This window comes from Acetobacter conturbans (genome assembly GCF_011516755.1).
GTDB classification, from domain to species: Bacteria; Pseudomonadota; Alphaproteobacteria; order Acetobacterales; family Acetobacteraceae; genus Acetobacter; species Acetobacter conturbans.
In genome coordinates, this window is the sequence record NZ_WOSY01000020.1 from 1 (window position 1) to 13,723 (window position 13,723).

A 13,723-nucleotide genomic window follows, 5' to 3' on the forward strand; every position below is an offset into this window, starting at 1 on the left:
TTCTGCGGGCCGCAAGACGCTCAATCTGTCGAAACAGGCTCGTGCCGCCTGATCGTTCCTTTATTGTTCATGCCAAACGTTGTTTAGCGTACCATCCACACGATGGCCTCTATCTGATTGCTGGCTCAGTCTCCGCCGCTTTACTGTAAATTCCAAAAAATCTGACGCAGACGAATTTTAATCTGCTTTGGTTAAAGTCTACGCGCGTCATATGGTGATATTATACCAAACTTGATCGATGATGTACGCGCGCTTGGCGCGTGCTCCTTATGAGAGACGCCGCCGGAAGAACCAACGGCGCCAGTCTCCTGCCTTGCAGCAAGACTTATTTAGAAACACCAAGCGGTGCCGTGAATATACGCCCGTCGACATCCGTGAAGCGAATAACCGACCCGTTTGCCGGCGTATGGGCCTGCGTTAGCCACGGGAGGGTAATGGTCGCCTTCGCCCCCATCGGCGCACGGATACCGTAGGGCCCCGGGCCAAATTTGTTATAGGCGTAATCATTATCGAAGTTCTGCTTCGTCAGGGCTGACAGAACTTTGGCATCCCAGTGTTCTGCGATCACTTTGTCCGGCCCGATAACGGCTGCATCAACGATGTGCACGGGTGCTTCAGGCGTTCCTGCATCCAGATAGGCATGAACGCGAATACCGCCATCAGCGAGAACGACCGCATTGGACAGCGTCACGTGATGCTTCGTCGGGCTCACCGGCCCACTATGGAACGGCGTAACGACGGAACCGCGAAAATAGCTGTAGGTGCTGACGTTGTAGATCAGGACAAAGCCGAACAAAGCCAGCGTCAGGTTCCGGAATGGAATATCCGCCAGCGGAAGCGGAAGCGCGCCGCTCGCCCAACGAAACCAGGCGCTGTCTGCGAGACGCGGACGTCGGGCCAGCAACACATTGTCGAGGCTGAAAGCACTCGATCCGCCGAGCAGCAGGGTCGTTCCCATAGCCAGGTTACACGCGGCCATCGTCCATTCGTCGATGCAGGTCGCGCCCTGCCAGCCGAACATGGCCATCAGGATCACGGAAAAACCCATCGAGACGAGCGCGGACGCCCGGGTCATGAACCCTGCCATCAGCGCGGCACCGGCGATCAGCTCGGCGGCGCTGAAGACGATGACACCTGTGTAGAGGAGCCAGAAATGCTGCAACAGGAACGAGATGACGTGTTCAAAACCGAACAGCGCCCCAGGCATCGCGGTTTGAAATTTGTTGGCCATCCAGTTGTGGCCGCCCCAGGCGTCGAGCTTGGAAGGCGCATAGATGAAACGGCGCGACCCGCCGCCCCAGTAAATGAACCCCTGAATGACCCGCGTTGCCAGCAGTGCGAGGCCGCCGATGCGCCAGTTACGCTCGGCTTCGGTCAGGGGTCGGGCGGTGGCGCCAAAAACGGCGCGCTGCGCTGATGCGTGTGTGATACTCATGTTCGCCTCCATTTACTCGCTGTCGTGATCCGGCATGCTGCCGCCGTGATAGGCCTTGAAGCCGTAGCGTTCGAAAATCGCCAAGGCGGTTGGCGACTTGATGAAATCGAGCCAGAGCTTTGCGGCCTGAGGGTGCGCGGCTCCCTTCACCATCGCGCCCGCGTAGATCGCCGTGCTGTTCTGATCGGCGGGAATGTCCACATGGCTGATGGCGTGCCCGGTCTGTTCCTGGAAGATCGCTTCGGACTGCCATGTCACACCGGCGTCAGCGAGGCCCTGCATCAGGAATAACGGCGTTTGCCGATGATGAATATGCGTCAGGACCGTGCTGCCGTTGGCAATTTTCGTCTTGTAGACGGCGTTGGCCAAAGCTTTGCCGCCCGCCTTGTCCAGTGATGCCTCGATCTGGCGCGCGATGCCCTCGAATTCGGGATTGGGCATCGCAAGCCTGATGCCCGGGCGGCCGAGATCCTTCAAGGATTCGACGTGGCCGGGATTGTCTTTCGGAATCATGATCGTGAGCGTGTTCGTGACATAGGGCACGGCAGGCGCCGCCAGCAGGCCACTCTTGATATACTGATCGATCTTCTTGAGGCCCGCGAAATAGGCGTCGGGCTTGGCCGTCCACGTCATATTGCCGGAGGTGATCGTCCCGCCTGCTTCGATCTGGCGGATCAGCAATCCGGGCGGGATCGTCTCCCAATAGATCTTTCCGGAGAATTCGGGATGCTCATGCTCGAACGCCGAGACGAGCGGCGCCATGGCGAAGAAGTAGTTTCCCCCGACATACAGGACGAGGCTCGGATTCGTGATGTCGCCATGAAAATCGGCCAGAACATCGACTTCCGGGACGGTGAATTCGAAGCCGCGCCGTGTCGCGTCGTTGTTCTGGCCGTGCTGCCACGGCGGAAACACGTCTTCTGCGTAATGCGGGGTCTGCGCCTTGCCGTTCCATTGCACCGGATCGGCCAACGCCGCAGCAGTCGACAGCACGAAAGTCGCCGCAGCTGTGGCCAACAGGGTTTTTCTTATTCTTGAGGGTGTCATAGCCGTTCTCACTTCACGTAGCCGAAACCGGCATGTTGCAGTTCAGGGATCGTTGCCACGATGCCGGGGGTCAGGACGACGCCGTCGATCAGGTGATTGGTCAGTTCGGCGGCCATCTGCTCGTGTGACAGATGATCGGGATTGATACCTTTCTCGATCAGCTTGCCCGTCTGCTCCCAGATCGCGTTGTGGCAGGCCATGAACACGACGCCACGCTTCTGCAAAATCGGGATCGTGTTGCCTGCCGCTCCGAAAAGACCCTTCGGATCCTCGTGAGCCGACGCATCGAGAGCACCGTCTGGCGTTTTGATAAGCGTATTAAACGCAAAGGCCGGCCCGGCGAGCTTCGCCAGCTGATACTTGTCCCAGATTGTCTGGTCATAGAGGGCAAGGTGAGCGGAGCCATGCGTGGCCGACACCGCGAGAAAGTCCGGGTGTCTGAACGAAAACACCTGTGCGTTAACGGAATTGCGCATCAGGTTGAGCCAAGGGCTATCGATTGCTGTGTTGTCCCAGACCTGCTTCCGCTCGCCGCGATAGGCGATCACCAGATCAAGTGCCTGGGCGTCCCACATGAGCGGGTCGTCGAGCACCATCGGCACGGTCCTGAAATCGCGGCGGCGCGGGGATCTGGCCAGCTGCGAGGTCAGCACGGCAAGATTGCCGGTTCCGTCCGCATGGGACGAGGAAGATCGTGCTGCCAAGGCAGTGGAAGTGGTGGCGATCGTTGCGCCGGCGGTGGCCGCCATCAGACCCAGCAGGGCATGGCGCCGGTCGGCGCGAAGGTTTGAAGTCATGTCGTTCATAGTCGGTCTCCTTTGGAGAGCCTGATCATGCGCTTCTCTTGATCACCCGAACCAACTCATTTGAAAGCACGAAACGTTCGATTTTCTGTATTATTCGGCGATGTAACTTCGGTTATCGCCCCTGAAAGATCACCCCGGAGGTCTATTTCAGGCCGATGAAAACCCGCACAGCTCCACGATCGCTGGCGACACCGCCCCCGAGACCACCGCTTATTGTTACTGCCGGCTCCAGAATATGGTTAAAGCCGATATCAACGAAGCTCGACAGGCGTCGTTGCCTGGTTTGCTGCTGACGCACCACATCGGCGACCAGCGCAGTTCTGCAGCGGCTTCGTCATGGCTTGTTCACTGTGACAGGGGCGCCCAGCAGGGCGAGAAAGGCAGTTTCCGCCGGCGACAGGCGGCGTTGCGGGTGGCGCAGCGCGCGGAACTGCCGGTCCGGCAGGTTCATGGGCACGGCGCATAGCAGCCCGGCCTCGATCCGGCCCGCCACCACGCTTGCCGAGAGCACGGCAGCAGCGGTCCCCGTCTCCACGGCGCTGGCCATCGCCTCGTTGGACGCGACCTCCAGCATCACGTCGAGATCGGCCGGATCGACGCCGAGGGCGTGGAGTGCGTGTTCGAACTCGATACGCGTGCCCGACCCGGCCTCGCGCAGAACCCACGGGCTGCGCGCGAGATCGCGGGTCGCGGGCGGAGTCGACGCCCATGGGTGATCGGGGGCCACGACCAGCAGCAGCTGATCCTGAGCGACGACATCGCTGTGCAAGTCCGGCGTCGGCAGATCGCCTTCCACCAGGCCAATCGACGCCTCGCCCGATTGCACCCCTGCCGCAATATCGCGTGTATTGGCGATCGTGACGTGTAGGCGAATGCCGGGATACGCGGCGCGGAACGCATTCAGACGCGCGGGCAGCCAGTAGCTCGCTATGGTATGGCTGGCATGCAGGCGCAGGCTGCCGTCGCGCAGGCCCGCGAGGTCGAACATCCGCTCGCGCGCGATGTTTGCGCGGTTCAGCACGGTGCGCGCTTCCTCAAGAAACAACCGACCGGCCGGTGTCAGTTCGATGCGGCGACCGATCCGGCTGAAGAAAGCAAGCTGGAATTCGCCCTCCAGTTGGGTCACGGCATGACTGACGGCGGATTGCGTCAGATTGAGGAATTCGGCGGCCCGGGTGATGTGCTCGCGCTCGGCGACAGCTGCGAAAATCCGAAGTTGTTCCAGCGTCATGACACTACCGCCCGGGTCAGGGCCACCAGCACGGCACAGCCAAGGGCACCAAGCGCAATCGTTAGCGCGCGCTCCATGCTAGGGCCGACCGAGTAATGCGTCGTATCCGCCGCGATTGCCGTACGCGTGGCTTGGAACCGCCGATACGCTGCGGCGAACAGAACAACGCCGAGCGCGACGAACACGACGCCCAGTTCGGCGGTGGCCCCATAAGGGCGCGGTGCGGCGGCATCGTGCTGGTCTGCCGCCAGACGCAGGAACAGGTCAAATTTCGCCAGTACGCCGCCGAAGGCCACAATGGCAAGCGCCGTGCGGAGCCAGGCGAGAAAGGTCCGCTCATTGGCCGCGTGATCGGTATAGCGCGGGATCATACGGCCTGCGCCAGCCGGTCGGCGACCTCACGGGCCTGCACGCGGATTTCCGGAATGGCAATGGACTCCAGCAGCACGCCGAGCCGCGCCGGGCCGATTGTAAACAGATCGTCCGCCACGTCGCCCTCCGCGTTGATGAGCGCACCGTCCGGCGTGCAGGACAGGCCCGCGCCCTTGAAACCAGGAACTATCTCACCCCGATTGAACAAATCGTGCAGCAAGGGCGCGTCTGCGCGTTGGTATTTCAGGCTGGGGCCGGTACAGTTGATGACGTGGGCGGCGGTGATCGTCATGTCGTCGCCGGCCCTGACGATCAGGCCATCTTCGCCGGTGCTGATTGCGGTCACGCGCCCGTCAAGCACGCGCAAGGTTCCGGCCTGACGCTCCTGGTCAAGGATATCTGCAATATGCGGAGCCATACGATGCCGCAGGATTTCCCAGCGCCGTAGCAAATGCCGCTGGAAACGGGATTTTTCGACATCCGGCAGCGCCAGCCACAGCGTGTTGATGACCGGACGCATGCTGTCCACCGCCGCCCGCCAGTCGGTGCCGCGTTTCAGTGCCGCATGGAAAGCGCGCAGGTAGGCGAGTGCGGTTGATGCTGTATTTCCGGGTGTAAAGACAGGTGCTGGCAGCTTCGTGTATGCCGCATGCCGTTCGGGAAACAGGCCGCGACGCGACAGGGCCGTCACCTGTCCGCGGTGGCCGTTCTCCCGCAGACGCAGCAGTACGTCGATCGTGGTCAGGCCGGTGCCGATCAGCGTCACCGCGTCATCGGGCGCAACGTTGGCCAATGCCCGTTCATCCCAGGCGTTGTGGTGATAGCGGCCGGTGTCGTCCAGTTCGCGCGGGATACCGGGCAGGCACGCCGGATCGAAATGCCCGAAAGCCAGCACGACCTGTCTGGCATATAGCACCTCCCCGTCAGCGAGTGTCACGGCAAAGCCGCCGTCGATCCGGTGACAACCGACGGCGCGCTGCCGGACGTGCTCAGGAGCTGCGATAGAATGCAGGTTGCGAAGATAAAGGCCATAGAGCGCGCGCGGTACGAACTCCCCGTCATCGATCGTGCCGGGCACGTTCTCGGCCAGCCAGCGCAAGAAGTGGTCGGGGTCGGCCGGGTCGGCGCTCATGCCCTTGGCCGGGACATTCAGGAGATTTTTCAATGACGGTGTTGAGTAAGCGAGCCCGAAGCCGGGACGGTCGGACGGATCGACCAGCGTCGCAGTCATACCGTAGCGGGTGGCGAGGTTCCACGCCGTCAGCGTGCCGCTTGCGCCCCCACCGATGATGACGATGTCGTGTTGATCGGGCTCGGTCATATCATAACTCTCCTGGATTGCGTGTCACCAGAATGATCCGAAGCTTCTGAACCATCCATGAGATTGTCTAGATTGGAACGTTCGAAACTATCGAACTGTCTCCCTGACCTTCGCATACAACATAATTGCCGCCAGTCATGCTTCCGTTGCAGGCACAGCAGCTAAACGCACAAGCGTTCGGTAAACCGTCGGCCGTGACACTGAAAAGACGGCGGCGAGATCGCTGATCGAGTAATCGCCGGTGTCGTACATCCGGCGCAGTTCCTTCTGCTGCCGCTCGGAGAGCTTGGGCTTCTTGCCGCGCAGTTTGCCCTTGGCACGGGCAACCGCCATGCCTTCGCGGGTTCGCATCCGGATCAGGTCGGCCTCGAACTCGGCGAATGTTGCGAGGATATTGAAGAAGAGCTTGCCCATCGGATCGGACGGGTCATGCACGCTGGCACCGAGCTGGAGGCGTACGCCCCTGGCGGCGAGGTCGTCTCCGATCGCTCGCGCGTCCGGCACCGATCGGGCCAGCCGATCGAGTTTTGGCACGACGAGGGTGTCACCGCGTCGCACAGCTGCCAGAGCCTGATCCAGGCCAGGGCGGGTCCGGGTCGTTCCGGTGAATCCCTTGTCAGTATAGATCCGTTCAGCGGCGATCCCGAGGTTGAGCAGGGTCTCACGCTGCACGGCGAGGTCCTGCTTGTCGGTCGAGCAGCGGGCGTATCTGGCAGCACTGTGCGCGTCGTGACGAAACGCGCCGGTCGCATCTGGCCGCTCTCATGCGGCGTCACAGCTACCGTGCCTTCGACCGGGTGGCGTTTCAGGATCTCACCCTCTTCGCGATGCCGATCGCGCAGAACGTGACGCAGCCATCCCGTCTGGCCGTGATCTTGATCGACGAGATGCGCCGCCGAAAGATCCTCCTGCCGTCGGTGACGGTGATCGAGGCGCTGGTGCGCCGCGCACGACAACAGGCAGATCAGCTTGTGCAGGATGTGCTGTCAGCCGACCTGACGCCCGATACCCGCTCTCGCCTGGACGGAATACTGGAGCGCCGCAGCGACCGCAGTGCCTCCTGGCTGTCGTGGCTGCGCAATCCGCCTCTGTCACCGGCATCGCGCAATGTGCTGCGTCTGCTGGAACGCCTTGATCATGTGAGGGCGTTGAAGCTGGACGCCTCGCGCGCCGCGACCATCCCGCGCATGGCGTTCGACCGCCTGAGTGACGAGGCCGCCCGGATCACCCCCCAGCATCTGGCCGAGCTTCCCGTCGGTCGACGCCATGCCATTCTGGTGGCGGGTGGGATCCGGTTCGAAGAGATACTGACTGATGCCGCGCTGACGATGATGGATAAGCTGCTCGGCAGCATGATGCGTCGCGCCGAAAACCGCACGCGCGACAAGGCGATCGTCACGGTGCGATCACTGCAGGCGCAACTGCGCCTGCTGATGGCCTCGTGCCGTCACCTGATCGAGGCGCGCGCCCGAGGCATTGATTCGCTGTCGGCCATCACGGCGATCGATTGGCCGCGTCTGGACGAAGCAATTGGCAAGGCTGAAACCTTGACGGCGCCGGAAACGGTCGACCGCACGGCTGAACTCATTGATCGGCACCGGTCCATTCGTCCGGCTATCGGGCCATTCCTCAACGCGTTCCAGTTTCGGGGTGGTCATGCCATGCAGGGGTTGCTGGAGGCGGTGCAGCTCATTGGCGATCTCTACCGCACCGGTAAACGTCGCTTGCCGGAAACGTGCCCGACCCGGTTCATCCCGCCGTCCTGGCGCGCCTTCGTCAGGCAGGATGGGGTGCTCGTGCGCCCAGCCTACGAGCTATGCGCTCTGATCCAGCTACGCGAGCGCCTGCGCGCTGGTGACGTCTGGCTGACGGAAAGCCGTCAGTACCGCGCCTTCGACAGCTATCTCTTGCCGGAGGCTACCTTTGCAGCGATGCGTACCCGTGGTCTGCTGCCCCTGGCGATCAACGGAACAGCCGAGGCCTTCCTCTCCCAACGGCGCGCCACGCTGGATACCGCGTTGATGCAAGTATCGGACTTGGCTCGACAGGGGAAACTGCCGCAGGTGCGCCTGGACGGAAGTGGCCTCGTGATTTCGCCGTTGAAAGCGATCACGCCCTCAGTCGTCGAGGATCTGCGGCGGGCTGCGTATAATCGGCTGCCACGGGTCAAGATCACCGATCTTCTGCTGGAGGTCGATTCCTGGACCGGCTTCACCGACTGTTTCACCCATCGGCGCTCCAGCCGTATCGCTGATGACAAGAACGCGCTGCTGACGGTGATCCTGGCGGACGGGATCAATCTCGGGCTGACTCGTATGGCCGATACCTGTCAGGGTGCTACCCTGCGCCAGCTGGCCCATCTGCATGACTGGCACATCAGCGAGACCGGCTATACCGAAGCGCTCGGCCGCCTCATCGAGGCGCATCGCACCGTGCCGCTGGCGGCATTGTGGGGCGACGGCACATCATCGTCGAGCGACGGACAGCAGTTTCTTGCCGGTGGCCGGGGTGCTGCGATCAGCGACATCAACGCGCGTAACGGCAGTGAACCGGGCGTGAGTTTCTACACCCATGTCTCCGATCAGTATGATCCGTTTGCGACCCGGGTAATTGCCGCAACGGCCGGGGAAGCGCCGTATGTGCTGGACGGCCTGTTGTATCACGCGACCGGTGTATCGATCGAGGAACACTATACCGATACGGGCGGCGCCTCGGATCATGTCTTCGGGCTGATGCCGTTTTTCGGCTATCGGTTCGCACCCCGACTGCGGGATCTGAAAGAGCGCAAGCTGCATCTGCTGCCCGGCCAGATCCCGGGTGATCTTTTGGGCGGCATGACCGGTGATCCGATTGCGGCCGATCATGTCGCGGTGCACTGGAACGACGTTCTGCGTCTGACAACGTCCATTCGCAGCGGTACCGTGGCGGCCTCGGCCATGCTGCGCAAACTCGCATCCTATCCCCGGCAAAACGGTCTGGCGGTCGCCTTGCGCGAAATCGGCCGGATAGAGCGCTCGATCTTTATGCTCGACTGGATGCGGGATCTGGATTTGCGCCGACGGACCCAGGCCGGTCTCAACAAGGGCGAGGCCCGCAATGCGCTCGCCCGGGCGCTGTTCTTCAACCAGTTAGGTGAATTGCGGGACCGGCGTTTTGAAAATCAGGCCTACCGCGCATCGGGCCTGAACCTGCTGGTCGCGGCAATCATTCTCTGGAACACGCGCTATCTGCAAGCCGCCATCCAGTCACTCGGCATTCCCGATGATCTGGCGCGGCATATCGCGCCGCTCGGCTGGGAGCATATCTCCCTGACGGGCGACTATCGGTGGAACGTCGAGGAACAACCGGAAACCGGAAAGCTGCGGCCGCTCCGGATGCCTGCTTCCTTGCTGGCTGCATGACTTCGAACGGGATGTTCTTCAGGCGTTCACCCTAAGCGTACGTAAAACGCACTTTCGTGTAGTCAGCCCAAGCGGAGCAGAGCGTCATAACCGGGGGGTGTCATGTACGGTTGCCTTCTGGTTTTGCTTGGAGGTCAGCCTTGACGCGCTCAAGAGCCTGTCGGACAGGCATCACAAATTCGGGCGGTAGGCGCGCAGTAAACCCGGCTCGAATATCAAGCCCGGCCTTTACAATCAGTTGCCGCGCCCATGCGGTAAGCACGCCGTCATCGGTAATCGACACAGCATCGTCCGGCGAGAAAGGAAAATATCTGTCGCCCTGAATGATGCTTGCTAGTTCGCCGGGGTGGTCATCGCTCCATTCGGCATCAATGTTGATGCAATACCGCGTCCGATCGCGAGATATATCGAACGTCAGCCGGAAATTCCTGAAATTACTATCGGCAACCACGTAACTGGAACCGAACTTGTCGGAACGACGACCACACAGGACGCCATTGACTTCGCTAAAAGTCTCAAAGGTCACGGGGCGGCCCTCCTACTATCGGGCCGCAGATTGCAACGCCTGAATAGGCGGTTGCTCATGCTGCATCGCGTTCCACAGGTCATAATTGGCCTGCATGACGATCCAGCTACGGGCCGTTCCCGTTCCTGCCTTTTCCAGCCGCACGGCCAGATCGGGGCTGATAGCTGCCTTCCCGTTCAGAACGCGCGACAGGGCCACGCGAGACATTCCGAGCCGGTCGGCAGCGTCTTTCACAGACAAGCCAAGCGGGCCGATAACTTCATCCTTGAGGACTTCGCCGGGGTGGGGAGGATTGTGCATCATTGCCGCGTTCCTAATGATAATCCTGATAGTCAACTAATTCCGCATCCGCGCCGACGAATCGGAACGTAACGCGCCAATTTCCATTGACCCACACGGACCAATGATCCCGCAGGTCGCCCCGAAGGGCATGGAGTTTGAAGCCGGGGAGGTTCATGTCGTCCGGCCCTGCCGACGCATCGAGGCGGCCGAGAATGTTCCGCAGCTTCTTTGCGTGCGCTGGCTGTATCCCGCGCATTGATCCTGCACGGAAAAATTGTTCCAGCCCCTTGTGTCGGAAACTGATAATCATGCGTTACTGTATCGCGTAACGCTACACGATGCAAGAACATAGTGCGGGCAATCGCCCCCCCCTCGTTATGTCCGGGGGAGATGCGGGCAATCACCCCCCCCTCGCCTTCTAGTCCGCCGGGACCAGCGGAGCCGCTTCGCAGTTCTCACCGCCACATAGAAGCCGTAAGCCCGGCTTCCCCCATGCCTGGGCCGCACAGATCGGGCACGCGAACTTAACGCGGTTGCTTTTGTTCTTTGGCTCCGCGCCTTCGCCTTCGCCTTCGCCCTCACCTTCCCCGCCCTCGCTCCCGCCAGCAGCGCCCGGAACGCGGGGCGGAAAGCGGTCTATCCATGACAGGGTGTAATCCGACCCGATAAGCGAGCCACACGACACGGCAAACCTGCCGTCCGGGTTGATAATGTGCGTCATGCGGTCGCCGGTCATTTTGCCGCCCGGCTCGCCCGTATCCGTAGGAGTAAGCCCCAGATCAATCATTTTCGTGGCCCACTCTTTATTGTGGTATCGCCCACGTCCCGGCTTGCCGTTGTGGGCTTGCCACAAGTGGACCATCTCATGCACGAGCGTTGACAGGCTTTCCTCAATACTACGCACGCCAAAAAACGCGGGGTTCAAGGCGATTTCGTCCGTGATCGTCTTATCTCTATGTTCAAACCGCTCGCTTGAGAAATATCCATAAGTCTTTTTCTCTCTCTGTAGAGTGATAAGACATGGCGGCAACTGTCCATCGAACAAATCCGCGTTGAAATGATCGTATGCGGTTTGCAATTCGCGATAGGTGGTATCGGTCGGATGATTGTTTTTCAGCATGGCCCGCTCCTGTATTGTGCAATACAAATTGTATTGCACAATACAATCCATCGCAAGGAAAATGCGGGCAATCGCCCCCCCTATGTTCCCGGCACCAGATCGAGGCCCTGTCGGTGGATAAACAATTTATCCACGGGCCATTACCCCCCCTAAATGCGGTCCATTACCCCCCCCTAGTGCGGGCCATTACCCCCCCCTAATGCGGGCAATCGCCCCCCGGACGATACGGGCCATTACCCCCCCCCTAAAACCGATAGACTCACCCGGTAGCTTAACCTCTAAAAATACCTATAGATTTTTCCTGTAGCTGGCAGAGCAAGCCCGTGGATTTGTGGATAGCCCCTGCGGGGCCGGGCGGCAGGGCCGCCCTCTATCCACAAGTCCACCGGCACAACAACAGCAATCAATTAAATTTTTAGGAAAATGGATAAGTACGCTAAGACTCACACGCGGCTCCGGCTCACCGGGCCGCTTTCGTTGTGGTTGACGAAATAGGCCCCGGGGCTTGCCGGTCCCGGGGCCACCCGTAAAATATATTGACTGCTATTGACCATAAGTATATGACTGGACCGGATCAGTCATCACAACGGCAGGCAAGATCATGTCAACCATGACCAATGCAGAGTTTTCCGCTCTGGCTAAAAAACTCACCCGTATGGAACCTGAAAGCCTCGAAATAGCCCGGGCTGTTCTGGTCGATGGACGGCAGCAAAAAGATGTTGCTCAGGAATATAACCTGACAAAGCAGCGTCTTTCGCAGATCATGCGTCGAATGATGTTGGCGCGGGCTGACGTTCCGGCAGGATGGACGAAGGTTGAAGTGTGGTTGCCTCCCTCGGCCGCGCGGGAAGTTAAGGCGATTGAGGAACGCGAGCGTCAGGCGTTAAGCGCAGAGGCGCAATAAAAAACAACATAAATCTATTGACCGCTATTGACTAGATGGCGGTATTTATGTATTGTCTAAGTGTTCTCAAGAACTGGCGGCAACCAGTTGGGAACACAACCACAACGGAGACAATACAATGTCAACCCAACACATCAGAACCCATGAAAATCCCTCTCCCGTTCCTGCCTGGGCGGCCGCCAAAGAAATAGGCGGTTTCGTGCTGGAAGGCATCGCATTTGCGGCCTTTGCCGTCCTGTTCTGCCTGTTCGTCGCAGTCATCTAACCGAAGGAGGAAGGCCGGGGCGACGCCCCGGCCGACCCCGCACACAGGGAGCGGAAGCCGTGAGATTTGTTCGATGGCCGCTAGGCGAGCGCGTGACGGATGCGGACACACTGGCCCGCCTCACGCAGACCCCACAGATTCCCGCGCGTGGGGAGGCGCTGGAGCCTATGACGCTGTTTCCCGACACAATCCACCAGACGCCCAAGCGGGCGGCATTGTGGACGCGCGAGCAGGCTTACAGCCGGACCCGGCGGGCAAAGGCATGGCGGAAGGTCCGGCGGATGGTCGAGGCCCTGCCGGACGAGGAACGGGCGGATTTCTTGACCGTCTGGCGAGCGCCGGGGGCGCGGAGATTATACCCGGGAACGCCTCGGGGTGTGGCTGAATTTCTGGCCTTGGTCCTAGAAGATGACAAAATAAAAGAGCAGTTTTGACTATATAAATCTATTGACTACTATTGACTAAGAGGACGTATCCGGATATTCTACAAGTGTTCCCGAGAACTGGCGGCAACCAGTCGGGAACACAACCACAACGGAGACAATAGAATGTCTGGAAAGATTACCCTCACCATTGTTCCGCAGGCCGAGCGGTTTGCGTTCCTGCCTGCCATGTTCGGGAATAGTGTTTACCTGCAAGGCGAAGCGCAGGTGTACGACCACATGACCAAGTTTTGCGCCGAATATACCGGCGGATATTGGAAATATGGCATCTTGAGCAACGGCGGCCATGTCATGTTGCCAGAGATGGAAGAAGCGCGCGTCAGGTTCTCCGTTCCAGAGAATTTTCACAGCAGCTTCATGACGCCAGACGCGGCCGGGATTGCGTGCTGTCTGTTCGTCCTGTCTCACCTGTCGTTTGCGCTTTATGGCGAAAACCCGACCGCGTGCGATCTGGTGATAGAGCGGTTTCACCAGTTGCGGGATTACGCCCTTGAGCATCCCGAACGCGAGCAGATTTTGGACGCGATCGACTGACCACCAGCCCCGGCCCCGGCCGGGGCTTCCGTGAGG

15 protein-coding genes and 1 pseudogene are annotated in these 13,723 nt (G+C 60.4%); 5 read left to right on the forward strand and 11 right to left on the reverse strand.

Going from position 1 to position 13,723, the window contains the following annotated elements; all coding sequences use genetic code 11:
• Nucleotides 1-325 precede the first annotated feature (325 nt).
• The 7 genes from GOB81_RS14580 to GOB81_RS14610 form a co-directional block, all read right to left on the reverse strand.
• Nucleotides 326-1,435, reverse strand: a complete 1,110-nt coding sequence (locus tag GOB81_RS14580; protein ID WP_011251529.1) for a TQO small subunit DoxD — start codon at nt 1,433-1,435, stop codon at nt 326-328.
• A gap of 12 nt (nt 1,436-1,447) precedes the next feature.
• On the reverse strand, nt 1,448-2,452 hold the full coding sequence (locus GOB81_RS14585; protein ID WP_010510929.1) for a substrate-binding domain-containing protein: 1,005 nt from the start codon (nt 2,450-2,452) through the stop codon (nt 1,448-1,450).
• Nucleotides 2,453-2,490: 38 nt separating this feature from the next.
• Nucleotides 2,491-3,288, reverse strand: a complete 798-nt coding sequence (gene tetH / locus GOB81_RS14590; protein ID WP_010516738.1) for a thiosulfate dehydrogenase — start codon at nt 3,286-3,288, stop codon at nt 2,491-2,493.
• A gap of 334 nt (nt 3,289-3,622) precedes the next feature.
• Complete coding sequence (locus tag GOB81_RS14595) at nt 3,623-4,519, reverse strand: LysR substrate-binding domain-containing protein (protein WP_010510913.1); 897 nt, start codon at nt 4,517-4,519, stop codon at nt 3,623-3,625.
• Nucleotides 4,516-4,890, reverse strand: coding sequence for a YidH family protein (locus GOB81_RS14600; RefSeq protein WP_010516723.1), 375 nt, complete (start codon nt 4,888-4,890; stop codon nt 4,516-4,518). The genes GOB81_RS14595 and GOB81_RS14600 overlap by 4 nt, the downstream gene beginning before the upstream one ends.
• Complete coding sequence (locus tag GOB81_RS14605; protein WP_011251523.1) at nt 4,887-6,212, reverse strand: FAD/NAD(P)-binding protein; 1,326 nt, start codon at nt 6,210-6,212, stop codon at nt 4,887-4,889. The genes GOB81_RS14600 and GOB81_RS14605 overlap by 4 nt, the downstream gene beginning before the upstream one ends.
• A 135-nt stretch (nt 6,213-6,347) precedes the next feature.
• The gene (locus GOB81_RS14610; protein ID WP_173571130.1) at nt 6,348-6,884 is read right to left on the reverse strand and encodes a recombinase family protein; all 537 of its coding nucleotides are present in this window, start codon (nt 6,882-6,884) and stop codon (nt 6,348-6,350) included.
• Nucleotides 6,885-6,919: 35 nt separating this feature from the next.
• Here GOB81_RS14610 and GOB81_RS14615 point away from each other — a divergent pair.
• Nucleotides 6,920-9,613: pseudogene (locus GOB81_RS14615) on the forward strand (Tn3 family transposase); the annotation flags it as partial.
• Nucleotides 9,614-9,713: 100 nt separating this feature from the next.
• Here the strand turns inward: GOB81_RS14615 and GOB81_RS14620 are convergent.
• From GOB81_RS14620 to GOB81_RS14635, 4 genes are all read right to left on the reverse strand, one after another.
• Nucleotides 9,714-10,139, reverse strand: coding sequence for a hypothetical protein (locus GOB81_RS14620; protein ID WP_173571131.1), 426 nt, complete (start codon nt 10,137-10,139; stop codon nt 9,714-9,716).
• A gap of 15 nt (nt 10,140-10,154) precedes the next feature.
• Nucleotides 10,155-10,442, reverse strand: coding sequence for a HigA family addiction module antitoxin (locus GOB81_RS14625; RefSeq protein ID WP_173571132.1), 288 nt, complete (start codon nt 10,440-10,442; stop codon nt 10,155-10,157).
• Nucleotides 10,443-10,452: 10 nt separating this feature from the next.
• The gene (locus GOB81_RS14630) at nt 10,453-10,731 is read right to left on the reverse strand and encodes a type II toxin-antitoxin system RelE/ParE family toxin (RefSeq protein ID WP_173571133.1); all 279 of its coding nucleotides are present in this window, start codon (nt 10,729-10,731) and stop codon (nt 10,453-10,455) included.
• Nucleotides 10,732-10,839: 108 nt separating this feature from the next.
• Nucleotides 10,840-11,541 carry a SprT-like domain-containing protein gene (locus GOB81_RS14635; protein WP_173571134.1) on the reverse strand — a complete coding sequence of 234 codons (702 nt, stop codon included), beginning with the start codon at nt 11,539-11,541 and terminating at the stop codon, nt 10,840-10,842.
• 601 nt (nt 11,542-12,142) lie between these two features.
• Between GOB81_RS14635 and GOB81_RS14640 the strand changes: the two genes are divergently transcribed.
• The 4 genes from GOB81_RS14640 to GOB81_RS14655 all read left to right on the forward strand — a co-directional run bounded on the left by GOB81_RS14640 (nt 12,143) and on the right by GOB81_RS14655 (nt 13,687).
• Entirely contained in the window at nt 12,143-12,445 is a 303-nt protein-coding gene (locus tag GOB81_RS14640; RefSeq protein WP_173571135.1) for a TrfB-related DNA-binding protein, read from the forward strand.
• Between the two features lie 118 nt (nt 12,446-12,563).
• Nucleotides 12,564-12,710 (forward strand): hypothetical protein, encoded by a 147-nt coding sequence (locus tag GOB81_RS14645; protein WP_173571136.1) that lies wholly within the window; start codon nt 12,564-12,566, stop codon nt 12,708-12,710.
• Between the two features lie 59 nt (nt 12,711-12,769).
• The gene (locus GOB81_RS14650; protein ID WP_173571137.1) at nt 12,770-13,144 is read left to right on the forward strand and encodes a hypothetical protein; all 375 of its coding nucleotides are present in this window, start codon (nt 12,770-12,772) and stop codon (nt 13,142-13,144) included.
• A 114-nt stretch (nt 13,145-13,258) separates the two neighbouring features.
• On the forward strand, nt 13,259-13,687 hold the full coding sequence (locus tag GOB81_RS14655) for an antirestriction protein (protein ID WP_173571138.1): 429 nt from the start codon (nt 13,259-13,261) through the stop codon (nt 13,685-13,687).
• The last annotated feature ends 36 nt before the right edge of the window (nt 13,688-13,723 follow it).

Bases quoted from the DNA above. Each gene is read 5' to 3' on its own strand.
- GOB81_RS14580 (WP_011251529.1), bottom strand. From the start codon at position 1,435: ATGAGTATCACACACGCATCAGCGCAGCGCGCCGTTTTTGGCGCCACC.
- tetH (WP_010516738.1), bottom strand. From the start codon at position 3,288: ATGAACGACATGACTTCAAACCTTCGCGCCGACCGGCGCCATGCCCTG.
- GOB81_RS14595 (WP_010510913.1), bottom strand. From the start codon at position 4,519: ATGACGCTGGAACAACTTCGGATTTTCGCAGCTGTCGCCGAGCGCGAG.
- GOB81_RS14600 (WP_010516723.1), bottom strand. From the start codon at position 4,890: ATGATCCCGCGCTATACCGATCACGCGGCCAATGAGCGGACCTTTCTC.
- GOB81_RS14605 (WP_011251523.1), bottom strand. From the start codon at position 6,212: ATGACCGAGCCCGATCAACACGACATCGTCATCATCGGTGGGGGCGCA.
- GOB81_RS14625 (WP_173571132.1), bottom strand. From the start codon at position 10,442: ATGATGCACAATCCTCCCCACCCCGGCGAAGTCCTCAAGGATGAAGTT.
- GOB81_RS14630 (WP_173571133.1), bottom strand. From the start codon at position 10,731: ATGATTATCAGTTTCCGACACAAGGGGCTGGAACAATTTTTCCGTGCA.
- GOB81_RS14635 (WP_173571134.1), bottom strand. From the start codon at position 11,541: ATGCTGAAAAACAATCATCCGACCGATACCACCTATCGCGAATTGCAA.
- GOB81_RS14640 (WP_173571135.1), top strand. From the start codon at position 12,143: ATGTCAACCATGACCAATGCAGAGTTTTCCGCTCTGGCTAAAAAACTC.
- GOB81_RS14645 (WP_173571136.1), top strand. From the start codon at position 12,564: ATGTCAACCCAACACATCAGAACCCATGAAAATCCCTCTCCCGTTCCT.
- GOB81_RS14655 (WP_173571138.1), top strand. From the start codon at position 13,259: ATGTCTGGAAAGATTACCCTCACCATTGTTCCGCAGGCCGAGCGGTTT.